The 24,003-nt window shown below is 42.0% G+C and carries 19 protein-coding genes and 1 tRNA gene; 6 read left to right on the top strand and 14 right to left on the bottom strand.

Going from position 1 to position 24,003, the window contains the following annotated elements:
* Nucleotides 1-804: 804 nt before the first annotated feature.
* From JI65_RS10450 to JI65_RS10440, 3 genes are read right to left on the bottom strand one after another with little or no spacing between them, the layout of a single operon-like run.
* A complete protein-coding gene (locus JI65_RS10450) occupies nucleotides 805-2,307 on the bottom strand; it encodes a C1 family peptidase (RefSeq protein WP_191016158.1) in 1,503 nt (500 codons plus the stop codon).
* Nucleotides 2,304-3,878 (bottom strand): caspase family protein, encoded by a 1,575-nt coding sequence (locus tag JI65_RS10445; RefSeq protein ID WP_191016155.1) that lies wholly within the window; start codon nucleotides 3,876-3,878, stop codon nucleotides 2,304-2,306. The genes JI65_RS10450 and JI65_RS10445 overlap by 4 nt, the downstream gene beginning before the upstream one ends.
* A complete protein-coding gene (locus JI65_RS10440; protein ID WP_191016152.1) occupies nucleotides 3,869-5,749 on the bottom strand; it encodes a hypothetical protein in 1,881 nt (626 codons plus the stop codon). The genes JI65_RS10445 and JI65_RS10440 overlap by 10 nt, the downstream gene beginning before the upstream one ends.
* A 139-nt stretch (nucleotides 5,750-5,888) precedes the next feature.
* Between JI65_RS10440 and JI65_RS10435 the strand changes: the two genes are divergently transcribed.
* The gene (locus JI65_RS10435; protein ID WP_191016150.1) at nucleotides 5,889-6,041 is read left to right on the top strand and encodes a hypothetical protein; all 153 of its coding nucleotides are present in this window, start codon (nucleotides 5,889-5,891) and stop codon (nucleotides 6,039-6,041) included.
* A 303-nt stretch (nucleotides 6,042-6,344) separates the two neighbouring features.
* Nucleotides 6,345-6,815 (top strand): hypothetical protein, encoded by a 471-nt coding sequence (locus JI65_RS10430; protein ID WP_191016147.1) that lies wholly within the window; start codon nucleotides 6,345-6,347, stop codon nucleotides 6,813-6,815.
* An 80-nt stretch (nucleotides 6,816-6,895) separates the two neighbouring features.
* Here the strand turns inward: JI65_RS10430 and epsC are convergent, their stop codons facing one another.
* The 5 genes from epsC to JI65_RS10405 form a co-directional block, all read right to left on the bottom strand.
* A complete protein-coding gene (gene epsC, locus JI65_RS10425; protein WP_191016145.1) occupies nucleotides 6,896-7,840 on the bottom strand; it encodes a serine O-acetyltransferase EpsC in 945 nt (314 codons plus the stop codon).
* A 60-nt stretch (nucleotides 7,841-7,900) separates the two neighbouring features.
* Entirely contained in the window at nucleotides 7,901-9,703 is a 1,803-nt protein-coding gene (locus JI65_RS10420; protein ID WP_191016142.1) for a cysteine desulfurase, read from the bottom strand.
* Complete coding sequence (locus JI65_RS10415; RefSeq protein ID WP_191016139.1) at nucleotides 9,690-10,643, bottom strand: family 2A encapsulin nanocompartment shell protein; 954 nt, start codon at nucleotides 10,641-10,643, stop codon at nucleotides 9,690-9,692. Before JI65_RS10415 ends, JI65_RS10420 begins: the two co-directional genes overlap by 14 nt.
* A gap of 87 nt (nucleotides 10,644-10,730) precedes the next feature.
* Nucleotides 10,731-12,194, bottom strand: coding sequence for a ThiF family adenylyltransferase (locus JI65_RS10410; protein WP_191016136.1), 1,464 nt, complete (start codon nucleotides 12,192-12,194; stop codon nucleotides 10,731-10,733).
* A complete protein-coding gene (locus tag JI65_RS10405) occupies nucleotides 12,185-12,607 on the bottom strand; it encodes a M67 family metallopeptidase (protein WP_191016134.1) in 423 nt (140 codons plus the stop codon). Before JI65_RS10405 ends, JI65_RS10410 begins: the two co-directional genes overlap by 10 nt.
* Nucleotides 12,608-12,828: 221 nt before the next feature.
* On the opposite strand from JI65_RS10405, the gene JI65_RS10400 reads away from it, so the two are divergent.
* Nucleotides 12,829-12,901: transfer RNA gene (locus JI65_RS10400), tRNA-Lys, on the top strand.
* A 206-nt stretch (nucleotides 12,902-13,107) separates the two neighbouring features.
* Here the strand turns inward: JI65_RS10400 and JI65_RS10395 are convergent.
* Both JI65_RS10395 and JI65_RS10390 read right to left on the bottom strand, forming a co-directional pair.
* Nucleotides 13,108-13,647 carry a hypothetical protein gene (locus JI65_RS10395; protein ID WP_191016132.1) on the bottom strand — a complete coding sequence of 180 codons (540 nt, stop codon included), beginning with the start codon at nucleotides 13,645-13,647 and terminating at the stop codon, nucleotides 13,108-13,110.
* Between the two features lie 28 nt (nucleotides 13,648-13,675).
* On the bottom strand, nucleotides 13,676-14,557 hold the full coding sequence (locus JI65_RS10390) for a SecDF P1 head subdomain-containing protein (protein ID WP_191016129.1): 882 nt from the start codon (nucleotides 14,555-14,557) through the stop codon (nucleotides 13,676-13,678).
* Nucleotides 14,558-15,260: 703 nt separating this feature from the next.
* On the opposite strand from JI65_RS10390, the gene JI65_RS10385 reads away from it, so the two are divergent.
* Entirely contained in the window at nucleotides 15,261-16,952 is a 1,692-nt protein-coding gene (locus JI65_RS10385) for an ATP-binding protein (RefSeq protein ID WP_191016126.1), read from the top strand.
* A gap of 104 nt (nucleotides 16,953-17,056) precedes the next feature.
* On the opposite strand, the gene JI65_RS10380 is transcribed toward JI65_RS10385, so the two are convergent.
* From JI65_RS10380 to JI65_RS10370, 3 genes are all read right to left on the bottom strand, one after another.
* Complete coding sequence (locus JI65_RS10380; protein WP_191016124.1) at nucleotides 17,057-17,914, bottom strand: M23 family metallopeptidase; 858 nt, start codon at nucleotides 17,912-17,914, stop codon at nucleotides 17,057-17,059.
* Nucleotides 17,915-17,947: 33 nt separating this feature from the next.
* Nucleotides 17,948-19,009, bottom strand: coding sequence for a PQQ-like beta-propeller repeat protein (locus tag JI65_RS10375; RefSeq protein ID WP_191016122.1), 1,062 nt, complete (start codon nucleotides 19,007-19,009; stop codon nucleotides 17,948-17,950).
* Between the two features lie 378 nt (nucleotides 19,010-19,387).
* Complete coding sequence (locus tag JI65_RS10370) at nucleotides 19,388-19,795, bottom strand: hypothetical protein (RefSeq protein WP_191016121.1); 408 nt, start codon at nucleotides 19,793-19,795, stop codon at nucleotides 19,388-19,390.
* A 256-nt stretch (nucleotides 19,796-20,051) separates the two neighbouring features.
* Here JI65_RS10370 and JI65_RS10365 point away from each other — a divergent pair, with 256 nt between their 5' ends.
* The gene (locus tag JI65_RS10365) at nucleotides 20,052-21,560 is read left to right on the top strand and encodes an ankyrin repeat domain-containing protein (protein WP_191016120.1); all 1,509 of its coding nucleotides are present in this window, start codon (nucleotides 20,052-20,054) and stop codon (nucleotides 21,558-21,560) included.
* Between the two features lie 417 nt (nucleotides 21,561-21,977).
* Nucleotides 21,978-22,628: a PTS sugar transporter subunit IIA gene (locus tag JI65_RS10360; protein WP_191016118.1), complete on the top strand. Its 651-nt coding sequence runs from the start codon at nucleotides 21,978-21,980 to the stop codon at nucleotides 22,626-22,628.
* A gap of 172 nt (nucleotides 22,629-22,800) precedes the next feature.
* On the opposite strand, the gene JI65_RS10355 is transcribed toward JI65_RS10360, so the two are convergent.
* Nucleotides 22,801-23,994 carry a hypothetical protein gene (locus JI65_RS10355; RefSeq protein ID WP_191016115.1) on the bottom strand — a complete coding sequence of 398 codons (1,194 nt, stop codon included), beginning with the start codon at nucleotides 23,992-23,994 and terminating at the stop codon, nucleotides 22,801-22,803.
* Between the last annotated feature and the right edge of the window lie 9 nt (nucleotides 23,995-24,003).

Genomic DNA, 24,003 nt, shown 5'->3' with positions numbered 1-24,003 from the left:
TACCGCTAAGGAGAGTTTGTCTAAAAAGTTGGTCATGCCGAATTTATTTCGGCATCTATACTGCATTTTGTATGAAGGACTTCGAAGCAGGTTCGGAATGACAACGGTCACACACGACTGTCTAGGATGGTCACACAAGCCTAGCTAGGATAGTCTCACAAGCCTAGCCAGGATGGTCACACATTCCTAGCTAGGACGGTCGCACCTTTCTAGCTAGGATGGTCGCACCTTTCTGGCTAGGATGGTCACACCTTTCTAGCTAGGACGGTCGCACATGACTGTCTAAAAACCCGAAATCGCACTGTCACCCCGAACATGTTTCGGGATCTGTGCTTCGACACCCTTCGACTCCGCTCAGGGAACAGTGGATGCTGAAACGAGTTCAGCATGACAATAATTCCGTCCATGCCCGGCGTGCGCAATTCTCAATTCTCAATTCGCGGTAAGGCTTGCGCACGAAGAAGGCTTAGCCCCGATTGGAGGGGCGGCGGGAGCCGTTGCGAAGCAATGGAGCGATAGCACGGAACCCAGACGAGCACGACAACGAAAGTGCTCGCGCAAAGCGGGGAATGCAAGTGGATAAGTGGCGCCTGCACGCCCCATGCTTGGTCGACAGGGGGCATTCGGCTCCAAAAAATTTCCCGGTAAGCTAATACATTGGATTTCAAATAATTGGTCAGCCTGCACCCTATGCTTCGGAATCTGTGCTTCGGCTTCGCTCAGCAACCGCAGATGCTGAATCAAGGCGACCGCGAAAACGAAAGCGGTCGAGTTCAGCATGACTTTTATTTGTTATTCGTTATACTAGTTGTGCGAGATGGCTATTAAAACCGGAAGGACACGGTTGTTTACCAAAAGATTTTCCGGGAGCGCGGCACTGAAATTTACGGCTGACTTTGCGAACGCAGCGTATTTTTCAGGAACGACTAAGTTTTTGCCGACTGCATTTTTTACGCGCTCTGGAAAGTTTTCTTTTCCGGCAAGTCCGCCAGAAACCATCTCTTCGTACCGCGCCATAATATCGTTCAAATTAAGTTCTTCAAGGGAATAAAGGACTACAAAATAATCCGTGCCCTCAACGCCATCAAGGCAGATGCATTTTTCCTCGCTAGGATAGACGACGGTATTTTCCGAATAATCCAAAAGCGCGCTCGTATTTGCAAGCGGAAAAATCACATTAGCTTTTCCGGTAGCTTCATCGGCACTGAATGCATAAACGTAGCACGGACTTTTATTGGTCATGTAAAGCTGGAATTTTGTGTTTTCTTTATAGGATTCCGTTGTGGAATAAAAACCGTTTTTATATTCAACGGAAATTTCTTCGTCGCCGGGGAACAAAGGAAGAGAAAAACTGCCCCGAAAAACCTGAACCGTCTCCGAATCAGCATTTTGTTCTTCAAATTCAGGAAGAGAAATGTGTTCTGTAAACGGAACATATTTTCCTGTAGAAACAAAGCCCGGACTTATTTCATACGCTTCGCGAGTCTGACGTGCAAAATCTTCGTACCGAATCCAAATGCACCCGTTTTCGCCCCAGTCACTTCCCCAGCTGTTCTGCACTTTGAACGCACCTCCGTACCGGCTGTCGTCATAGGCAATCACGACCATTGCGTGCCATCCGCCATCAAAATCAAAAAAAGCAGTCGGTTCCCAGAGAGAACGGGATTTTGAAGAATGAAAAGAGTTTTTCGTCATAAAAGAAATGATGACCGGCTTATTTTGCGAAAGCGATTTTTTGATTCTGGTGATTTTTACCAGCGGGTCAGCGTACCAACCATCAAACAGTTTTGCATACGAGCCGATTTTATACTTTCGGCTTGAATCATAAATGTGCTCGTCAAAATAAAGAAAGTACGGATCTTCTGCAGGAATGCGTTTTGGAACGCCGGTGTTTTTCATAAAAGAAAGCGCATCGTAAAGCATCATTCCGTTTTCGCCTTTTCTGTCGTAGGGATTTGCTCCACGGTAAAGAAAATACGGCGAAAAAACTTTCTGCGTTACAGAGTCCCTGTCTGAAAGTCCGCTCGTAACGGCTGCGGCAGTAGTCATTGCGGCATAGGCAGAGGCCCACGCGGCGCAGGTTCCAAATTTTCCCTGGTCTCCTGCATACGGCGTGAACATTGAAAGATTCTTTGAATCCGGCAGGGCTTCGTAATCACGGGTGGAAAGAACGGCTTTTAGCGGAACTTCGTCATAAGCCTTGCTGTCCAGCACAAGACCGGTTTTATAGCCTTTTGAGCATGAAAAAAGACTGGAGCCAAAAACAAAAAAACTAAATGTGATAAAAAACAAGCTTGATTTTTTCATGCGTTCCTCACAGCCCTGAATCCTGTGGCATCGCTTTTATATTCTGGCACGTTCAAAACGAACGATTCAGACGCACAAAATTCTTTTTCAGAATCCCACGAACCGCCGGCGGCGGCCTTTTTCTCTTCCCTGCCATCTGCGCACCATTCCCAGACAAGTCCGTTCATGTCAAAAAGTCCGTATTTATTCGCCTGTTTTGTTGCCACGGAATGTGGAGAAAAAGATGAATTTTCAGAATGCCAGGCGAACAAATCAATGTCGAACGGATTTTCAGAAGCGATTCGCCATTCTTTTAATAAAGGAAGTCGCCAGCCGTTTTTAGAATAATCGATTTTTACATTTGCCAAATCCGAAAGGTCGTAAACTTTCTCAAGATTTTCTTTTTCGCTAAGTTCATTCAAGAAACGAAGCGCGTCGAACCACGAAACGCCAGTTACAGGAAATGAAGCTCTAGGCATGCCAGAATCCTTTGAGAATGAATACTGAGCGTTCGTTACGGGTGTCTTTGCGAATAAAAGTTTTCCGACGCGCACAGTTTCGATTAAGTGGCAAGATTTTTCTGAATCTTCATTTTTTGAATCTGTTTTTGAATCAGTCTTTTCAGCATTGCCCGCGGCCGTTTTGCCAGAAGATTTCGTATCGCGTTCGGCAGTTTTTTGCTTAGCGGAGCCATTTGCATCATTTTTTGCCCGAAATTTCAGCATTACAGCCTTTAAATTTTCCCGCTTAAAATAGAGGATTAAAAGCAATGCAATAAAAAGCGGAAGAACTGTAAACAGCAGTGAAAAAACGTTTCCATCGCCGGTAAAAGCTGAATAAGTGCTTTTTCGCTTTCCTTCGCCGTTTAAGAAAATAGGAGAAGTAAGATTTTTTGTAACCCACGGAATCTGCTTGCCGGCGGTAGATTTTTCAACTTCATCAAAGACGTTCATAAGCACGTCATCAAACGAAATTTTTTGTGCAGTCATGTGATTAAGAAGAGCCTTCGTAAACGGACTGTACTTGTCGTTACCGTCATCAGCGGTGCGGCCAGGCGAACAAGAAAAGACAATGCAGCTTTTTACGGAAGGAGGCATGTCCACAACGCTCAAACCTTTTGAGGCACCGCGTTCTCGCCCGAGCGGATTATTGCGGCAGGCATCGATAATCACGAGCAGTTTTTTGCAGTTCGTGTCGGAGCATTTTTCAAAAATGTCGTTAAGGCTCAGCGCATTTCTTTTTAAGTCATTTTCAGTTTTGATTTTATCAGTTATCGGAATAAGGTAATTCACGTTGTTTGCCTGAATTCCATGCCCCGAAAAATAAAAAAAGGCCAAATCCGCATCGTCAATTTTTTTGCAGAATTCATCGAGTTTTTTGTCCATTGTGCTCGTATCAGCGTTTTCTACGGAAATCACATCAAACCCGATTTCTTTAAGATTTAAAGAAACCGCGCGAGAATCATTCACAGGATTTTCAAGCGGATTATTTTTGTAAGAGGCATTTCCGATTACGAGCGCAACTTTATTTTCAGAAAAAGCAAGTGCCGGAAGAACAAGGCACATTAAAAAAAAGATTTTCTTTACCACCATGATGAAAGCTCCCTGTTTAGATTTTTGTAAGCTTCCCTTGCCTCCGGAAGCATATCTTTTGCGGCCTCGTAGTACGAGCTTGCCGTGTACAAATCTTTTCTGACTCCCTGTCCGTTTTCGTAACAGACTCCAAGCGCATAGCAAGTTTTGTAAAAAATATCCGAATGTGAATATCCGTTGTAATAATCATATTCCTGCCTATAAGCACGCTCAAAATAAAGAACGGCCTTGTTATAATCAACAGGATTAAGGCATTCGTGGAACAAAACTCCGCAGTAATACGACGCGTCCGGCCCCGGATATATTCCCCAGGCTTTTTCAAGGCATTCGGCAGCAAGTTTGTAAGACTGTTTTTTCATTAAATCAAGACCGAGTTTATAAAGATACTCGCCGTCGGCCGGCATCGAAAGCTTTAAGGCACGGGCATAATATGAATACGAAAGTTCCGGGTCACTTTCAAAATAATACTCGCTGAGTTTCTTTTCGGTTTTGCGCCGGATGAGCCGCACATTACGCTCTTTTTCAGCGGCAATTTCCTTGAGCTTTGTGGCAAGTGCCTGTTCGCCCAAAAGGTCATTGTCATACGGAAAGAAAAGCCTGTTCTCAGAAACCATGCGGCTTAATTCAGCTGCATTTGCGGCCAGTGCCCTGAGCGAAGCGATTCTGCTTTCCTCCACAGACGAGTTAGTAAAATACGAAGAGTCGATTTGTTTAAGATAAAAAAGCATTTTTTCTTTATCAGGAAGAACGCTGTCACTGCCCTCTTCCGCATAAGAAGCAAGATTCCACATTGCAAAAACAGAGCCTTTTTCCGCCGCAGACTCCATGAAGTCAATTCCGTTTTTAGAGGAATCTCCGTTGAATTTTACACAGGCTTCGCCGTAGGCCAAAAGTGATTCAGGATTTTCAATCACGTAATTTTCTTTTGAAGAAGGCGCAAGGTACTTTTTTCGGACAAATCCGGTAAAATCATGGTAGCGAACCTTTGCCCAGTCACCGTCAAAATCGCCGTCAATCAAAAGAACGGTATCGTCCTCGTTCAAACGGAGTATTTCTTTTGAGTTTAGCGAGTTTTCAACGCGAAGAATGAGCCTGTCCCCTTCACCGGTAAAAACTTTTCTGTATTCGGCTTTTTTAAAAACTTCCGCAATTGAAAAACTGCCTTCAGAAAAATCATTTTTTTGAAAAAATCGCCCCGCAAAATTTACGGCAGAAAAAACAATCAACAGAACAATCGCTATTTTTAACGCATTTTGAATTTTCCTTAAATCAAAAAGTTTGGTTTTTGCACCAAAAAAATCTGGCTTAAATCCGCCGGAAGGACTTTTTGTTTTGGATTTAGATTTCGTTTTATTTTCATAAAGAAGCGCAAGAGCTTTTGGAAGTTCCTTCAATTCACACTGCATTTCTGGCCGCGAAGCAAAAATCGAGTCCGCAGGATTTTTTGAACCGCAAAGGACTCTGGAAGATTTTGTAAACGAACCGACCACGCAGAGTTTTCTAAAAAAATCATAATTCTTAATGCTTTCGCCCGAAAGAATTATAAAAAGCGGATAGCGCTCATCTTCTGAGACAGCCCTGCTCTGGATTTTCTCAAAATAACTTTCAACAGATTTTTTTCCAGAGTTTGAAAAATACGAAAAGTCGTCGTAAGAAAACGCAAAAAGATCAAAATCCGAAAAATTAATTTCGGCGCCAGAATCACTCTCCTCAGAATCGAGTCCCGCAAAGCCAATTCGAAGCGAAACGTCTTCGCTACAAGAATATTCTTTTAACCGGTACACCGACTGCCGTAAAACATTCCAAAAATCCGATTCATTTTTAAGCTTATCATCATCAAGAACAAAAATAACGTCCTGCACCAAGCGCATAAGTACACTCCTAAGATTATTTTATGTTCTTTTCGTCCGAACTGCAAATGGAAACGCTGCAAGTATTTTTTGGCATAAAGTGCACTCTGAGCGTTTCCGTTGACACAGATGAACACTGATAAACTCAGATGGGACACGGATGAAACGAAAATCGGTGATGGTTGAGCGTAGTCGAAACCACAAGCAACTCAATCACAATGAAAGATGGCTCGAAACCACAAGCAACAAAAGCGCGAGTTTTTCGCCAGAAAAACTTGCGGGAAACGCACAAGAGGCTCTTTTTATAAAGTGAATTTCTAGCGTTTCCGTTGACACAGATGAACACTGATAAACACTGATGGGACACAGATAAATTGAAAACGCACGGTTGCTGAGCGGAGTCGAAACCCAACAAACTCAATCGCAAAGAAAGATGGCTCGAAACCACAAGCAACAAAAGCGCGAGTTTTTCGCCAGAAAAACTTGCGGGAAACGCACAAGAGGATCTTTTTATAAAGTGAATTTCTAGCGTTTCCGTATGAACGGGCATGAAAGCTGAGATTTACTATGTTAAAGGATAATGTTATGCTGATGCCATTGGAGGCAAGGAATAAGAATGTTTGAAAACGACGATTGTGAAAAATTAATTCAACAAAATATTCAAGACGAAAAACTTATTGGAATCTTTCAAGCAACTGAAACCATGTCTATGACACCCAAAATTTATCGCATTGGAGTAACAGACAAAAATTTATACTTTGTAGATACAACCAAAAATATTTCAAAAATTTCCTGGGAAGACGTTTCTGAAATTAAAGTCAAAGGAAAACTTCTGGGATTGCAGACTCTCGTATTCTGTTACAAAAATGGAGAAATGAAAAAATATCTTGCAAATACAAAGGGTAAAAAATATTTATTAACTCCAGAACTGCTGGAATATTTGAAATCAAAAAATAATAATTCGATTACTCCTGAAATTAAGAAAAACCAGGTAAAATACAAAATAGTTGCTTTTATTTTTTATATGATTGTTTTATTGGCTTTGGCATTTGCTATCACAGCAAGAAAACACTTGTTTGGATATTAAAATTCAAATGGCAGTTACGGTGGTTTTGAGAAAGTTCAACAAACACCAAATTACTGCCATTTTTTTTGCAGAATCCAATACTAGATGATATAAAACCAATTTTCGTCCTGTACGACTTCCTTTTTCGTTCCGGTTTTAATGTCGAGTTCCTGATTTTTAATGCTTACCTTTGCATCCGCATCAATTGATGTGGTGATGAAGGCATTTCCTCCGATTACGGCATTTTTTCCGATTACGGTGTTGCCACCAAGAATCGATGCTCCTGAATAAATAGTTACATAATCTTCGATTGTAGGATGGCGTTTCTGACCTTTCAGCATCTGCCCTGCCCGTGTCGAGAGCGCTCCGAGAGTAACACCCTGATAGATTTTTACATGTTCGCCAATAACGGCAGTTTCACCGATTACCACTCCAGTCCCGTGGTCAATGAAAAAATATTTTCCGATTGTAACCCCCGGATGAATATCTATTCCTGTTTTTGAATGCGCGTATTCTGTCATGATTCGCGGAATCAGCGGAACATTAAGATTGTAAAGTTCGTGAGCAATCCTGTTTATTGCAATCGCCCAGATTCCAGGGTATGCGAGGATGATTTCATTTTTGTTGAACGCCGCAGGGTCTCCGTCAAAGGCGGCCTTAACGTCTGTGGCAAGATATTCTCGCACCACAAGAAGCCTTTGCAGAAAAGTGCGGATGACATATTCTGTCTTTTCTTTTACAGTAACGCCTACAACTCCGTTCTTGTCCAGACATTCCGGACACTGCTGCAATGCCAGATAAATCTGTTTTTCCAGATTGTAGACAACATCTTCTATTAAAGAATTTATGTAGCTTGAAAGATTATAAAATTTAAAATTCTTTTCACGAAAATATCCCGGAAACACAATTCTGAGCAGTTTGCGCGTGATTTCATGAATCACATCTACATCAGGCTGACTGTTGAATTCAATTTCTTCTATATGTTCATCATTCTTGTAATTGCTGATGAGCGTATCGACAATTTCACCGGTTTCATAGTTTTCCATTATATTGCCTCAATGATTAAAACAAAGGCCGCCCGTTGATTTACGAAGCAGCCCTTGTTTTTAGAATGTATGAAGGACTTTTACGAGTGCATCAACGTCATCCGGCGAATTGTAAATTGCCAGAGTCGGACGAATGCTTCCTTCAAATCCGAAGTGTCTCAAAATCGGCTGGGCGCAGTGATGACCGGTACGAACTGCAATTCCATAAGAATTGAGCCGCTGACCGACTTCTTCGTCATCGTGCCCGTCCAGCTTGAACGAAAGAACACCGGCTTTGTTTGACGGTGAGCCAACAAAATGAAGTCCTTTTACGGTTTTCATTTCCTTTACGGCATACAGTGTAAGCTCGTGTTCCCACTGGGCAACCGAAGCCATTCCGATTCCTTCAAGATATTCAAGAGCTGCTCCCAAGCCAATCGCATCAGCGATGGAACCTGTACCTGCCTCAAATTTGTTAGGAGCCGGATTGTAAAGTGTTCGCTCAAATGTAACGTCCGCAATCATATTGCCGCCACCATGGTATGGTCGGGCAGCTTCAAGCAATTCCTTTTTGCCGTACACGCCGCCGATTCCCGTTGGTCCGTAAACCTTGTGTCCAGAGAACACATAGAAATCTGCATCGCTTGCACTTACGTTCACCGGAATGTGTGCGATTGACTGTGCGCCATCAATAAGAATCCGAACACCGTGACGGTGCGCAATCGCAATCAGTTCCTCTACAGGCGTTATTGTGCCGGTGACATTTGAAACTTGTGTAACAGAGACAAACTTTGTTCGCTTTGTAAACAGTTTTTCATATTCACCAAGAAGAAGCTCGCCTTTGTCGTTCACAGGAATCACTTTGATTACAGCTCCTGTCTCTTCGGCAACCAGCTGCCACGGAACGATGTTCGCATGATGCTCCAAAAGACTCACGATGATTTCGTCCCCCGGCTGCAAGGTCGGCTTTACATAAGCATTCGCCACAAGATTGATTGCCTCGGTTGTACCACGCACAAAAACTATATTCGAGCTTGAAGGTGCGCCTATAAAGCGGGCAACAGTGTCCCTGGCATTCTCGTAGGCATCGGTTGAACGTGCAGCCAGAGTATGCGCCCCGCGGTGAACGTTCGAATTCTCGTGCTCGTAGTAGTATGTAATGCGATCAATCACCTGACGCGGGCGCTGGGTTGTAGCGCCGTTGTCGAGCCACACCAGATTGTTCCCGTTGATTTTCTCCTGAAGAATCGGAAAATCATCACGAATCTGCTGCAAGGTTTTAGAACCTATGACGATGCTGGAATTACGTGAACTTCCTTTTTCCCCGATAAAAGAAGTCTTTCGGTCTCCGCCAAGCGAAGTCGGAGCATTGATTGCTTTTGAAGCCTTCTGCCCTTCTTCCTGAGAATAAACTTTCGGAGAATAGCTGACCGCAGAATAATCAACTTTCGGATTTTTCTGCAAAGCCTCCCCCTGCCTTACATCCTTCGGCTGAATACCGGCTGGAGAAGCAGGTTCATTTACTTCGCTTAAAAAAGGGTCTTCAAACGAAGCAAAGCTTTCTGCCTTCGGAACATTTCCATAAGTCGAAAGTGTATTTTCTGCATGGTTTTGGTATTCGCCATATACAGGACTTTCTTCCGTAGCAAAATGAGAATATTCGTCTGCAGTTACGGGAGCACCCGGTTCTCTGCCAGCTTCTGCTGCTGCCGCTGACTGCCCCTGTGAGCCAAAATTGCTGAAATATTCCTGACCGGAACTTGTCGGACAGAATTCAGCATTTTTCTGAACCTCAGGAATCAAATCAGGGAACAGAGAATTTGCAAGCTGCTCAAGTTCCTGAGCAGTAGGCAAATCATACGCCTGTTCATTAGTCGTAATCATAGTATTCACCTACCTCTACATCTTCGAGAACTGCGATAGCATCATCAGAGAGAATTGCCGCAGAGCAGTACAAAGATAAGAGATAAGATGCAACACCTTTGTCGTCAATTCCACGGAATCGGACTGAAAGACCTCGTGAATGTTCGTTCTTCAGACCTGCCTGGAAAAGACCGATTACACCGCGTTTTGCTTCTCCGGTGCGAACAAGAAGAATGTTTGTCTTTCCGCTCTGTGATTCAGGTTTCTTAAGGCCGTCAACAAGAAGCTTGTCGGTCGGGATGAGAGGAATTCCGCGCCACAAAATAAATGTGCCGCCAGCGATATTTGCTGTTACCGGCGGAACGCCACGGCGAGTACATTCACGCTCGAATGCGGCGATTGCTCGTGGGTGAGCGAGGAAGAAGCTTGGCTCTTTCCAAACTTTTGAAATCAATTCGTCCAAGTCATCAGGTGTTGGGCGGCCGTCTTCGCGAATTGGACGGATGCGCTGTGAATCCGGAACATTTTTAAGAAGACCGTAATCATCGTTATTGATGAGCTGGCTTTCCTGCCGCTCACGCAAAGAATCAATTGCGAGCGAAAGCTGTTCCTGAACCTGGTCATACGGAGAAGAATAAACATCTTCAACCGCTGTGTTCACATTGATGATAGTAGAAATTGAATTCAATCGGTATTCACGAGGTTCTGTCTCATATTCAACATAGCCGTCAGGAATAATGTCAGATTTTTTTGTCTGTGAGCAAAGAACGTCAAGCGGAGTTTCACCTTCAACAACTTTGTTTACTCGGAAAATTCCTGTTTCAAGACCTTTGAATTCAAGGACTTTTGTAAGCCATTTTGGTGTAAGCGCACCATAAATCGGCTTGGTTTTTGTTACATTGGCAAGATTGTAAACTGCCTTTGCACCTAATGCGTTAATTTTACCTTCGTTGTCTGCCATTTAGCTGACCTCCATGTTTGCTGATTCAGAACCTACTGAATACAGCTGATTATTTTAAATCACCGTCAACAGACGATGTTTTTTGAACTATAACCATGCACCTTCATGCGGAAGGATGACGTCTTTCGCAGCCTCAATACCGCCTTTTAAGTTGTACATTGGTCCCGTATATCCGGCTTCACGCAATGTGTTGATTGCAAGCACACTTCGTTTTCCTTCACGACACACAAAAATCGTGTCGATTGTCGGGTCAAGTTCCTTCTGTCGGCGGGCAAGCTGACCGATTGGAATGACAATGGCATTCGGAAAGCGGTTAATTGCCCGTTCATGAGGTTCCCGCACATCAACAATGGTCATTCTGTCTCCTTTGGAAATGCGCTCGGCAAGCACAGAAGCCGCTATTCCTTCAACAGTAATTTCATTTTCATCCTGCTTCAATCCACAGAATTCTTCGTAATCAAAATCTTCCACTTCAGTAATGGAAGGACTCAGACCGCAGAGCGGGCAAGCATCATTCTTTGCAATTTTTACTTTTGAAGATGTAAGGTTCCAGGCATCAAAAACAAAGGCCTCGCCAATAAGCACGTCTCCTCCGCCAGTAATCAGCTTTAGAACTTCCGTGGCCTGAATACTTCCGATTATGCCTGCCAGAGAACTAATTGAACCGCCTTCTGAACAAGTGGGAACAAGACCAGACGGCGGCGGAGCAGGAAATGCACATCTGTAACAGGGACCGTGCTGAGAATCAAAAACAGAAACCTGACCTTCAAACTGATAGATTGCGCCGAATACATCGGGCTTACCAAGCAAGACGCACGCATCGTTTATCAGATAGCGGGCTTTGTAATTATCTGTGGCATCTGCAACAATGTCATAATCAGCGATAATCTCCTTGATGTTATCTGCCTCAAGTTTTGTATTGTAGGTTTCAACATTTATAGACTGATTAATGCCTTTAATCTTATCTTTTGCAGACATTACTTTTGGCCTTTTTAAATCACGCCTTCCGTACAGTATCTGATTCTGCAGGTTCTGAAGATTCACAACATCAAAATCAACGATTCCGATTGTACCAACGCCCGCCGCAGCAAGATATTCTGCCAGTACCGAACCGAGTGCACCAAGCCCGCAGATAAGAACCTTCGCCGCTTTGATATTCTTTTGACCTTTTACACCAATTTCACGAAGCATAAGATGTTTTGAAAAGCGTTCAATTTCCGTGTCATCAAGTTTTGCTTCTTTTCTTCGTTCCTGCGGTATTACAGATTCTACCGGTGCGCCACCCGCAATTGCCGGCAGCAGAAGAACAGTGTCCCCATCTTTCAACCGAGTCTCAAGATTCTGAAGCTGTTTAATATTTACATCATTAACATATATATTGATAAAAGAGCGAAGAAAGTCATTCTCATCATAAAGTGCCTTTGCAAAATCAGGATATTCTTCAATCAGAGATGCAAGAACCCCTTTAACAGATTTTGAATCCAAAAGAAACGAGGCGTTACGACCAGTGAACGTGCGAAGTGTTGCAGAAACAAGGACTTTTATTGACATACGATTTCCTCCTCGGAAAAATTATTTTTTTCAAATCCGCCTATAAATGCGTAACTTTTTATGACAGCTGCCTTTCCATTTAGAACCTGAACAATCGGATAAGACAAACCAGGAACGGCAAAAGATTTATCTTTTTCTGAAGCAACAACCTCAAAATTTACATGCGAGTGACAGAACCCCAATACATCCAGCCCCTTTACTGCAGCTTTTTTTTCAACTTCCAGCAAATCTTTTTCAGAAATGGCAAATTCTGTTTGTCGATTCAAAGCTGAGTTTTTAATAGGAAAAAATTCTGTTGCAATACGGATATCCATTGCTGACCGGCCAAAAAGAACTCCAGTGCCCTCTTCTGGAAATGCATATTCTGAATGTCGCCGTATCAGAGACAAGAGTTTTTCTGAAAGAATCAGCACCTTTTTCCTCCTGTAATAACCTAGATTACCTATCTATATAGTAGGTAAATAATTTTGTCAAGAGTATTCTACAGATACTGGGCTATTACAGACAGAAAATGTACAGATAACAAAAAGTTAAAATATTGAGTTTGAAACGTAAAAAAAGCATTTTTTTTGTAAAAAAGGGTTTTAAACTATTGACATTTTTTGAATATACGCATAGACTAGTTATCACTTTCGGGCGACTAGCTCAGTTGGTAGAGCAACAGACTCTTAATCTGTGGGTCCGGGGTTCGAACCCCCGGTCGCTCATTAAAATCAGTCCTTTTTGGGGCTGATTTTTTTTCTTTTCGTACCTTGCTGAACTCGTTACAGCATCTGTGTTCATGGATTCCGAAAGGAGTTCGGAATGACGGTTAATTACTTTTCGTTGTACTAGTTTTGAAATCTCTACATTACCAAATTACCAGGCATAAATGATGAATCAAATTCATCATGACAATACTGCCCGCACAAGCCTACTGCATCGTCGGTCGGGTGAATTTAAAATATTTCGGAGCCTTAAAGTCAAGTTTCCACTTTGGAAGATAGAAGCCATTGTCATTGGCGAATGGCGAAACAAAAATCACGAAAAGCGGATTATAATTTTTGTCCACGGAATTCTCGATTTTTGAAGAATCATATTCAAAAACAGTCGAATCCCAGTCGGTGCGGAGATTTTCGGCAACAGGAAAATTTTCAACGTGGTCTTTTGGCGTGTAAACTGAAATTTTATATTTTTCGCCGTGGTTCGTGTTCAAATAAAGATGGCAAATCATTCCGCCGTCAAGATAGAATGATTTTTGATACCACTTTAATTTTTTAGGTTGGTCTATGTACGCATAAGACGCCTTTGCCTGCGTGTACGTAACGTCTTTTCCGTTTTCATCCTCGATTTTTATCCAGCAACGAACCTCATTAATATGGGAAGTGTTCTCCGGGCGATAAATCATAAGTTCATTAGAAAACGCAAAGCTTGAGAAAAACATGATGAATATAGAAAAAAATGCCTTTTTCATACAGTTACGTTTCCTCCACGCAAAAATCCTAGCTTCTCAAAAGAAGGACAATCCACTCGTCTTTTGCGTTTTTAGCCATTACCAAGAGCAGAATGTTAGAACTTTTTCCGATATTTTCAAATTCAGCCTCGCAACCAACATCGCACAAAAAAATATCATCGTTCAACTGAACGAACGTTTCTGGATACAGGCAAAATTTTAAGTCCTTGCTCTTTGCAAAAGTATTTTTAAAATCAGTGTCGAACCGGTAAATAAGATTTTCCTTTTTAAAAGACTTGTAATCCTCAATAAAGTTTTTGTATCGCTCATCGCCGAGCCTGTAATAATGCAAAAAAGCAAGCATCACCTGAAGCGGCTCGCCCTTATCGATTGAAGACGTGTCCTTCAAGAAATCTTCCAATTTAAATCCGTCCTCAACAAGAATTCCTTCACCGAGCGTTTTTTTTAAATTTCCACGGGTATCTTCAACTTCAAAAGATTCTTTTAATTTTTCTACAGTCTTCTCGTTGACCAACGCCAGCGTAATTTGTTCCGTATCGATTTTTTCAGTAATCTTTGCACGAACGAGAACTTCGCCTTCAAAAACAATTGCGACGCACTTTCCGATATTTTTTCCAGTCACACTTGCAAGTTTTTTCTGCCCATTCTTTGAAAGCTCAAAAACCACCGTTGGCTCATGATCCATCTCATCGTCTTTTAGAATGATTTTCGTAATGTGCTTCTCGTCGATAATCGCTTTTTTTTCAACAGCAAGTTCTTCTTCGCCGTATTTTAAAGCTTCGCAATTCTTCGGCAATTTTTCAACATTCAAATTCACATCGTCCCGAATCAGCCTGAATTGCAGAGAGTTTTTTGAATAAGCCGCAAACGAGCACAGCAAAAGTAAAATCAAGATAAAATTTTTACGCATACCTTTGAGTTTAGCCTATCGACGCTGGTTTGTCACGGTATAAAAAGAAACGCTGAAAGATAAAATTAAATCAAAAAGTTTGCTTTGTGCGTTTTCCACAATTTTTCAATGAAAACTTGTGCTTCACTTTGCGCGCAATCCTTGCCACCGAAACTCGAAAACACCTATAAATTCCCCTCCAGCCGAGCAGTTTTCGTAAGAAATCTACTCTGGCACGGCAAAATTGCACGCGTTGCGCGTGCAATAAAACTGCCCCTCCGTGGTGGAGGCCTTGCTTGCCGCCGCAACCACGGAAACACCTGCAAGTTTCCCTCCAGCCGAGTAGTTTTCGCAAGAAAACTACTCTGGCACGGCAAAATTGTTCGCGTGGCGCGGACAATAAAGCTCAACCTCCGATGTTGTGGCTTTCCTTGCCGTCGCAACATCGGAAGCACCTGTAAGTTCCCCCACCAGCGGAGTAATTTTCGCAAGAAAACTACTCTGGCGCGGCAAAATTGTTCGCGTGGCGCGGACAATAAAGCTCAACCTCCGATGTGGCGGCTTTCCTTGCCGCCGCAACATCGAAAACACCGGCAAGTTTCCCCTCCAGCCGAGTAGTTTTCGCAAGAAAACTACTCTGGCGCGGCAAAGCCAATCCAAACTCGTAAAGTTGACAATACCGCGCCATTATAACTATATTTTTAGTCTAGCAAAAGGATTTATAATGGAAAAATTTACATCAAAGACGACGGGAGTGCTCAAACACATTTCTACAGTTGTTGTGACACTCAAAAAATTCAATTTTCAGCCTGAGTACAATAAGGATTTTAAAAAGGCACTTTCATTTTTAAACAAATATCTCGAAACCGATGAAGTTCAGACGGTACTATTCTGCAGTATTTTTACGGCATACTTCGACTACCTTGAACGCCCATTCACGCTCATGCAGATTTCAGATTATTACGAATGCAATCCTCTCAACGTGCTTCAATACAAAGACAAAATGCAAGAGCTGCTCGAAAAAGGCCTCATTGAAGAAACAGATGCACCAGACGGGATGAACGGAAAACCTTTTTACAAAATTCCGAATTATGTTACAGATGCGATTCTTGCAGGCGACAAAATCTCAACAGTTTCTGGAAAAAACGTAAAATCAATTCAAACATTCATCCGGCAAACAGAACGACTTGGCGACCGGCGAGTTGACTCTTCGGAACGCATCGACACGCTTTTTCGCGCAATCGAAAATCTCGAACGCTCGCACAAAGACGTAAAAGCCATCGAGCAGCTAAAAAAAATCATTCCTCGCATCGAAGACCGCGTGATTCTCTACGATACGACGGCGGGAATGATAAATCACATGAATTCGGAAGTTGACCTTATGGTTCTCATAAACCGCGTTACCGACGAGGGACCGGCACGAATGCAACTTGCCGAAAGCATTATGAACGAAACCAACATTCTTTTTAAGAACGAACTCATGCAATTCGAAAACAAGTCCACGATGATGGAATCCACAATTTCGCTGACGGACAAATCACTTCACCTGCTTTTGGGCGACGAAGGAAAATTCTACGAGAAAAAACTTGGCGAAAAACAACTGAAAAGCCACGAAAAGATTCAGCAAAAAGAACTTTTTTATATGGAAGAAAACGAAAAGGAAATCTCAAAACTTTTCGCCTCGCTCAAGCAGGACAACTTCGTAAAATTGCAGACACGGCTCGAAGAACGAAAAATGCCGGTCGGAATCTGCGTGATGTTCTATGGGGAACCCGGAACCGGAAAAACCGAAACCGTTTATCAGCTTGCAAAATCCACGAACAGAAATATTTTTCATGTGGACATTGGCAGCGTCCGTTCGCAATGGTACGGCGAAACTGAACAGAAAATGAAGAAAATATTTTCTGACTACAAAAAGCTCTGCGAATCCGCTAAAAAGAACAACGACAACATGCCGATTCTGCTTTTTAACGAAGCAGACGCACTTTTCGGAAAACGCCGGGAAATTTCAGGACCGGGTGAAGGCAGTCGCACCGACAACACGATTCAAAACATATTGCTTGAAGAAATGGAAACTCTTCCGGGGATTTTGATTGCAACAACGAACCTAGAAGAAAATTTTGACAAAGCTTTTGAAAGACGATTTTTGTTCAAAGTGAAGTTCAAAAGTCCGAACGCTTCTGTAAAAGCTAAAATCTGGAAGAGCAATCTTGCATGGCTCACGGAAGAACAAGCCCAGACGCTTGCAAAAAATTATTCTTTTACGGGCGGAGAAATTTTAAACATCGTAAGAAAAACCACGATGGACGAAATTCTTACAGGAAATCTTCCATCATTCAAAGAGGTTCTCGACTACTGCAAGAATGAAAAAATAAAATCAGGAGCAGAACCAATTGGCTTTGAACGGAAAATATAAAAAGTAAATCTTGTCTTTTTGGCGCAGATGGGAAAGTATACGTTTCACTAACATACCGCATCCTATTCGCAAAAATCTGCGCCAAAATACTAATTTTCCTGTATTTATCTGGCTTCTATTGAATAAACTATGGATTTTTCAAGGCCGTTTATATCGCCTACAACCACGGCAATTTCATTTTTGCCTTTCGGAATCGTAACTTCGCCCAAAAGCTGCAATCCAGGCTCCGGGTAACAATCCTCCACCGCATAGTTTGTTCGCCCACCAGTAACGATTTTCCCGTCTTTTTCAAGCAAAACATCATAGGTGAGAGTCTCAACCGAAGCTCCGTTCACGTAAACAATAGTCTTGAACGGCATGGCAATATCCTGACTCTCGCGATAAAGCCTGTAAATTCCAGAATCAAGATTTTTCTGGAATCCCAAGTTGTATCGCTCGCCTTTTTTGTTTATGGCCGTAACATTGCGGATTGAAAGTTCCAGTTCATCCCCATATCTAGGCATTAAAACTCTAGGATTTATGAAAGATTCGTTCTTAACGTCAACTACCTGAAACTCAAGACAACCCTCGCCCATTTGCCAGCCAGAACTGCCTGTTTTTCCCAAATAAGTTCCAGAAGTAACGTCTCGCATCTTAAAACGCTCTTTTTCATTTGAATCGTCAAGATTCGCGTAAACGGTCATCATATTGTCATCATGCGAAATAATAACCGCGTTTCCGAGAGTGCTTTCAAAAAAATCTCCGCCGGCATTATCCGTAAGGACAGCAAGAACACGCCCCTGCCCCGCGGCCTTTACTTCGTGGGTTTCAGAAAAAACAAGCGAGGAACTGATTGTGCCCCCCCGGTCCTGAGCAAAATAAGAAAAGAATGTATCGGAACTGATTTCATTCTGCGGCCAGTCGAACGCAAAAACCAACGCGGCAGACAAAACCGCAACTCCAGCAACAAATATTTTTTTCATAAGGCAAATCCTGCAAAATCAAAATTTCACACATTAACGGTGATGAATGTTTATCTTTGAAATTTTTGTGTCCCGTCCAACGTACAGAGAATTATTCTTAACCTCAATAAAGGCGTCGTCGGCATCAAAAGAGAATGAACCGGCAAAAACATCTACAGGTTCAATCACAGAAACGGTATATTTTCTTCCATCACGGCTAAGAACAAAAACAATTCCGTTTTCAGACTCTTTAATCGAAATTACAAGACCGTGCAAAGGAATCTGAGTGTATTTTAAAGTCTTTGTATTAACGATTCCAATTCCGCCGTTATAGTTATAATAAACCGCTTTCTCATCATTTCGGAATTTTACAAGGACTTGATGATTCATTTCTGTATCAAAAAATTTGTGAGAAATAATCGCAGTGTTGTCTCCAGTTTTCTTTGAGAGAACAAAACGCTGTCTTTCCTGACCAGAAACAGCAGCAACGAACTTTCCAGAATCAGAAATTCCCGCGCCGTAAATAACAGGATAATTGCTTCCGCCAGGAGTAAATCTCTGGGTAATTTTGCCTTTTTCATCAAAGGCAATGATATTTCCGTCGGCAAAGCCCGCTACAACACCAGCCTCAGAAGACGAAAAAGCTGTAATCGGTGAATAATATTCAAAAGTCCATCGAACAGTTCCGTCATCGTTCAGCTGCGAAAAAGAAGAACCGCCCGGCAAAAGAAGATATTTTCGATTCTCCTCAAAGAAAGGGAATCCATATTTGTTTATAGAAAAAACGAGATTTCCGTCAGGAGAATAAACTGGCATTGTTGGTGAACTAGTTCCAAAAACCGTGTAAAACTCCGGCGTAAGAACCGCTTTGTAAGGAAACGAAACATACGTAAGAACTTGGCCGTCCTCGTTAAAATAGCCCATATTCTGACCAAGCTTAAACGGAATTACATTTTCGAACGAAGGATTTTCGACTTTTGCCGCACGGCTTGAATCAATCGTCCAAACCGGTTCAAATTGAATTTCTCGTGACAAAGGACGTGCCGCAATAACCACATACAAGATACAAGCACCCAACGACGAAAAGAAAATAATCTTTTGCTTTTTATTTTTCATACCACACTGCCTGCTATTTTTCTATTTTTAATGCAAGCTAAAATTATAAAGAAAATTGCTGAATTGATAAAGTGATACGCGAGGAAAGCTCACGGCTTCCGCAGTATAAACTTGTAAGTGTAAAAATTGTCTGCACTACCGCAAAAAGCCGTTTTTGTTCACGCGGTGCAAGACGCAAGGAAATTTATTGACGCCACAAACCGGCTCACCTTGCAAACGTTCACAAAAGCCGTTTTTTGCTCTCGTTCCGCCAATTTTTTCGTCAACATGCCTGTAGTGCGGAAAGTCTGGTAATTTTAGAAAAAATCATTCCATGACACTTATTTGGTATTTGTTATACTAGAAAGTAGGAAACCGAAGTTTTTCTGTTCAGGAACTTCATTTTTCCGTATACGTTGTTTTGGTCTTTACGGTTCCGTCCTGCCAGAAAGTGTATTCGTACCATTCTTCATAGCCGCCGCTGTTTTTAAAATAGATTTTATTTCCTTTGGAATCAAGCTCGCTCCACGATTCACTGATTTTCTCTGAGGAAAGAAAGCTCGTCGTGTGCATTTTAGTCCCGGTCTCGTCGTAATCAAAGTGAAATTCGCTTCCGTTGCATTTTGTGCAAATCTTTCGTCCCTGCGCGTCAAATTCATTCCATTCAGAAATCTTCAGATTTTTCACATAAGTTTTTCCTTCGGCAGTCACCGTTTTTCGGACTGTAGAACCGACCTTTTTGTTGGAAGAACACGACGCATTAAAAAGAATTTGTGCCGAACAAAATAATAAAACAAGCTTTTTCAAAATTGGCTCCTGTTTGCTGATGAATGAGAAAAGGATTTTTAAAGTTTCTGCAAATTCCACGGTCTGATTATGCAGGAACAAGATTTTTGCTGTATAATCTGAACTGTTCGGAAACCTATGTTTCCTCCAGGTCTATGCGAGTTTTTTCAGGCTAAAGCCTTGCAAAAACTCAGTTTTATTTGGAAGCTGTTCGAAAAGCTGAAGTTCTCGAACACCTCTAATTTAAAAAAAATAATTAAAAAAAGGAAGTGTTTATATGGGTGCTCCGTTAGACGCAGATTTTTCCATTCTTTTTGAGATTATAGGGTGGCTCCTGTTTTTCGGACTTACAGCCCTTGTTTCAGGCGTGATTCTTATTTTTGCATCTGGAACTGTAAAGACTGTTGCAAGGATTGTGTTCGGACTAAGTTTTTGTCTTCCGTTAGGACTGATGATTATCGGTGGAATTTTTTCCAGTATTTCCGACAGTTTTTCAGAGTGGAAAGAAGCGCGGAACTTTAAAAAGGAACTTACGCCGCTCGTGCGCGCTGTTGAAAAGAACAATGTAAGAAAAGTTCGTAAGCTGCTTAAAAAGGGGCAGAATCCGAACGAGACTTCAAAAGAATTTTCAGCACTTTCTCTTGCCTGCCTTGATGACGAAAACGACAAGTCAAACAAAATAATCACTTTGTTGCTTGATTCCGGTGCTGATGCAAATTTTGTTCCGCTAGATGAACAAACTGGAAAGCCGGTTCTTTTTACCAAAAGTATTTTTGCAAAAAAAAGAAACCAGGCTTCCTCAGCTTACCTTCGCATTCAGGCTTCACCGCTTGCTTTTGCCATTCAGGGAAACAGGTATTCTGCAGTAAAAAACCTTATTTCGCACGGAGTTGATTTTAGCGGCAGTGAAAACAAAGATTCGGACTGCGTTCAGCCGATTCAGCTTGCCCTGCATAACGATGATTATGAAAAAATGACTCTCTTGCTGCTTGAAAACGGCGTAAAGCCTGCGCACATGTTCTGTTCATATACCCACCCTGACAGGACGCTTATAATGGAGCTTTTTGAAAAGAAGGAGATGAAAAGCCTTGAGGCAAATGTTTCAATATTAAAAAAGCTGATTGAATTTGGATTTGATTTGAATGCCGGTGATTACTGGCAACAGACAGCCGTGCATTACGCTGCGGATGCCATTTCAAGAGGAACTTCGCCTTTTGCCCTGCAGCTTGCATCCGTTCTGCTTGAGTACAGTCCCGACGTTAACAAATTTAACTACTACGGAAATACTCCGCTTCTTGAAGCTGTGGCTCACGAAGAAAAAATTGAAAACATTCTTTCGGCAGTTGAACTTTTATGTTCACATGGCGCTGATATTACGCTGAAAAACAAGAACGAGATGATAGCGCTTGAAGTGTTCCAGAGTTATTTTCCTGAACCGCGTCCGAATTTCACGCCTAACGAAGTTAAAAAATACCACCGCATAATAGAGCTTCTCACGCCAAAAACTGCCGAAATCAGTGAGATTCAAAAAATCGAGCCTCCGGTCGCTAAATCTATAGACAAATCGATAGCAAAATCGGTAACTAAAAAAGAATTGAATCAGAAAGTCAAACCTGCTGAAAAGAAAGATGTTGAAAAAGTTGCCGAAAAAGATTCGGAACGAAACATTTCCTCGATTATAGAAAATACAGAAAAAGTTGAAGTTCAAACCGCCAAAGTTCCAGAAAAATCCACTTTTCAGGAAGAAGCCCACGTTGAGCTTTTTGACATGACAGACAACTGGTAGAAGGCAACGCCAAGAGAGAATAAAATGGAAAACGAAATAATTTTATACACTGACGAAAACGGCAGAACGAATGTTTCCGTTCGGTTTGCAGATGCACCGTCAGAGCTGATTTTTGGTCAACTTTTTTTTTAATTTTATATTTCTCGAATCAGATTTTTATACACAGAAACACTATTTTTTGATTGCAAATTATTAATTATGTATTATCATAATAAATAGTTCTGTTGTTTACTAACAGACGTAAAAATGCTCTAAAAAGTCATGGATTGTACAAAAACACAACAGAAAAAAGAAATACGTGCAAAATCTCGCATATCTTGACAACAAACCGCAAACCTTGCAAAATAATACAAATGATTTTTGGGGAACTTCCCTTGTTGGAAAATACGAATTAAAGAAAATAAAAGGAGATTTATCTTGGAAGACGATATTCTTACGATTGAAGAAGTAGCAAAATATTTAAGAGTTTCAGAGCGCACAGTTTACGACTGGGCACAGAAAGGCGAAATTCCAGCTGGGAAAATCGGCACTGTATGGCGATTCAAAAAATCAGAAATCGAAAAATGGGTAAACGCACGCCTTTCATCACCTGTAAAACAGACTGAAACAGTACAGCAGGTTCGCGTTAAGAACATTCTTTCTCCTGACAGAATCATTTATATCGACCATTCAACAAAAAGAGATGCAATCGTAGAGCTTGCCCAAAATCTTGCAACTGCACCACAAATAAAAGACGGAAGCGAACTTGTTCGCGAAATTCTTAAACGCGAAGAGCTCATGTCAACCGCAATCGGACGCGGACTTGCAATTCCGCACGTAAGACTTTCGTCAGTCACTGATTTGGTAATGAGCGTCGGAATCTGCAAAAACGAGTTGATTGACTTTCAGGCAATTGACGACACGCCGGTTCGCCTCCTGATTATGATTGCAGCCGCTTACAACCAGCATTCATATTATTTGCAGACATTGAGTTTCTTTAGCTCTAAACTCAAGCAGCGCGAAGTAAGAGATTCTCTTTTGAACTCTACAAACCCACTCGAAGCATACAACATTCTTACAAACGAATAGGACGAATGCAGAGCTTCTATAACCACTTGCCGTGCCCGGCACGGCAAGCTTTAACAGATTCAGCTGCAACGGTTATCGGGTCTAGTCCGATACTGGAGCACAGCTTGATTTTGTAAAATATAGAAATAAAAATCAAACCGAATAAAAAATGGGGGCATCCGCCCCATTAAAATCAATACATTTCAATAGCACGCCATTTTGAACGGTCTTGCATCTGAGCGTCAATTTTTCCGAGCGTAAGATTTTTCGCAGTCGTTTCGCCCACAAGATATTCTTTATCATCAACTTTGATTTTTTGACCTTCCTTATCAGAAAGACAAATCCCAAACATTGCATGACTATAAATTTCGCTTACGAACATACAAGTGTCCATTCCGCAATTCTTTAAGATAACCGCAAGAAGCATACTTCGAGAATCGCAGTCACTTCCGCGCCCAGCCAAAACATCTGGCAAATTCGTAAAATCGGCTTTGTCAGTCTTTGCAGAAACACGTTCATAATCAAATTCCTGAACCCAGTTCAGAAGGATTTGCGCAAGGGCTGCATCTGGATTCAAAGCATCTTTTTTCATCGATTCAGCCTGCAGAGCAGACCAAATATCAAACGAAGCCTTTTTTAGCCTTCCGAGACTGTCACGGGCAATCAGCCTGTAAAAACGAATCCATGCGTCATACATCAAAGGCGACTTTGTGGCCGCATAATACTTAAAAACATCAAATTCGCGGTCAATCAAAAATTGGCTGGCCTTAGAATCAACATTATCGAGAGTTGTCTTTATAGACTTTCCGGCGATTTTTAGCGCAACATCCTTTTTGCCCTCGCTTGGAAAGGCAAGCGTCGTAATAAGTCCTGGCTCCGAAAAACTGCCCTTATCAATAAAAATTGCGTCCAGCACCGAAATCATCATTTGCTCGGTGTCAAAAGCCTGACTTTCAGGCGAGTAGGCTAGAACCGTAAGTATTCCTTTTTTTTCGGGAACGGGCACACCGGCCCCCCACCCGATTGAAATTCCTCGTTCGCTGAGTTTTGCCGACTTAAAATTCGTAACGACGCACTTCTGCTTTCGCCATTCCACCTCGGAAGTGTCAAATTCCGCACCGAGACGCTTCATCGTATCATTCATCGCCTCTTTTGCATTCTTGAACTGGCCTTCAGGCCAAGCCCTCAAAAGCACGTCCAAATTCAACGAGGAATGGGAAAACACAACGATAGTCTGGTCTTCGCTCATGTCCTGAATCTCAAAACCTTCTGGAAAATCAATCGAATAGCCAAATTCATCGGAAGTAACCAGCTCCGCATGGGCAAATCCAAAAGAAAAAACGAGGAAAAGAAAAATAAAAATTTTATTCCCAAAAATCCTATTCATAAAAACTTC

The sequence above is a fragment of the Treponema zioleckii genome (assembly GCF_014737315.1).
In the GTDB taxonomy this organism is placed as follows: domain Bacteria; phylum Spirochaetota; class Spirochaetia; order Treponematales; family Treponemataceae; genus Treponema_D; species Treponema_D zioleckii.
This window is presented reverse-complemented; position numbering and strand designations above follow the sequence as displayed.

What these genes read in the sequence shown, in the direction of transcription:
- JI65_RS10450 (WP_191016158.1), bottom strand. Translation starts at nt 2,307, where the DNA reads ATGAAAAAATCAAGCTTGTTTTTTATCACATTTAGTTTTTTTGTTTTT.
- JI65_RS10445 (WP_191016155.1), bottom strand. Translation starts at nt 3,878, where the DNA reads ATGGTGGTAAAGAAAATCTTTTTTTTAATGTGCCTTGTTCTTCCGGCA.
- JI65_RS10440 (WP_191016152.1), bottom strand. Translation starts at nt 5,749, where the DNA reads ATGCGCTTGGTGCAGGACGTTATTTTTGTTCTTGATGATGATAAGCTT.
- JI65_RS10435 (WP_191016150.1), top strand. Translation starts at nt 5,889, where the DNA reads ATGAAACGAAAATCGGTGATGGTTGAGCGTAGTCGAAACCACAAGCAA.
- JI65_RS10430 (WP_191016147.1), top strand. Translation starts at nt 6,345, where the DNA reads ATGTTTGAAAACGACGATTGTGAAAAATTAATTCAACAAAATATTCAA.
- epsC (WP_191016145.1), bottom strand. Translation starts at nt 7,840, where the DNA reads ATGGAAAACTATGAAACCGGTGAAATTGTCGATACGCTCATCAGCAAT.
- JI65_RS10420 (WP_191016142.1), bottom strand. Translation starts at nt 9,703, where the DNA reads ATGATTACGACTAATGAACAGGCGTATGATTTGCCTACTGCTCAGGAA.
- JI65_RS10415 (WP_191016139.1), bottom strand. Translation starts at nt 10,643, where the DNA reads ATGGCAGACAACGAAGGTAAAATTAACGCATTAGGTGCAAAGGCAGTT.
- JI65_RS10410 (WP_191016136.1), bottom strand. Translation starts at nt 12,194, where the DNA reads ATGTCAATAAAAGTCCTTGTTTCTGCAACACTTCGCACGTTCACTGGT.
- JI65_RS10395 (WP_191016132.1), bottom strand. Translation starts at nt 13,647, where the DNA reads ATGAAAAAGGCATTTTTTTCTATATTCATCATGTTTTTCTCAAGCTTT.
- JI65_RS10390 (WP_191016129.1), bottom strand. Translation starts at nt 14,557, where the DNA reads ATGCGTAAAAATTTTATCTTGATTTTACTTTTGCTGTGCTCGTTTGCG.
- JI65_RS10385 (WP_191016126.1), top strand. Translation starts at nt 15,261, where the DNA reads ATGGAAAAATTTACATCAAAGACGACGGGAGTGCTCAAACACATTTCT.
- JI65_RS10380 (WP_191016124.1), bottom strand. Translation starts at nt 17,914, where the DNA reads ATGAAAAAAATATTTGTTGCTGGAGTTGCGGTTTTGTCTGCCGCGTTG.
- JI65_RS10375 (WP_191016122.1), bottom strand. Translation starts at nt 19,009, where the DNA reads ATGAAAAATAAAAAGCAAAAGATTATTTTCTTTTCGTCGTTGGGTGCT.
- JI65_RS10365 (WP_191016120.1), top strand. Translation starts at nt 20,052, where the DNA reads ATGGGTGCTCCGTTAGACGCAGATTTTTCCATTCTTTTTGAGATTATA.
- JI65_RS10355 (WP_191016115.1), bottom strand. Translation starts at nt 23,994, where the DNA reads ATGAATAGGATTTTTGGGAATAAAATTTTTATTTTTCTTTTCCTCGTT.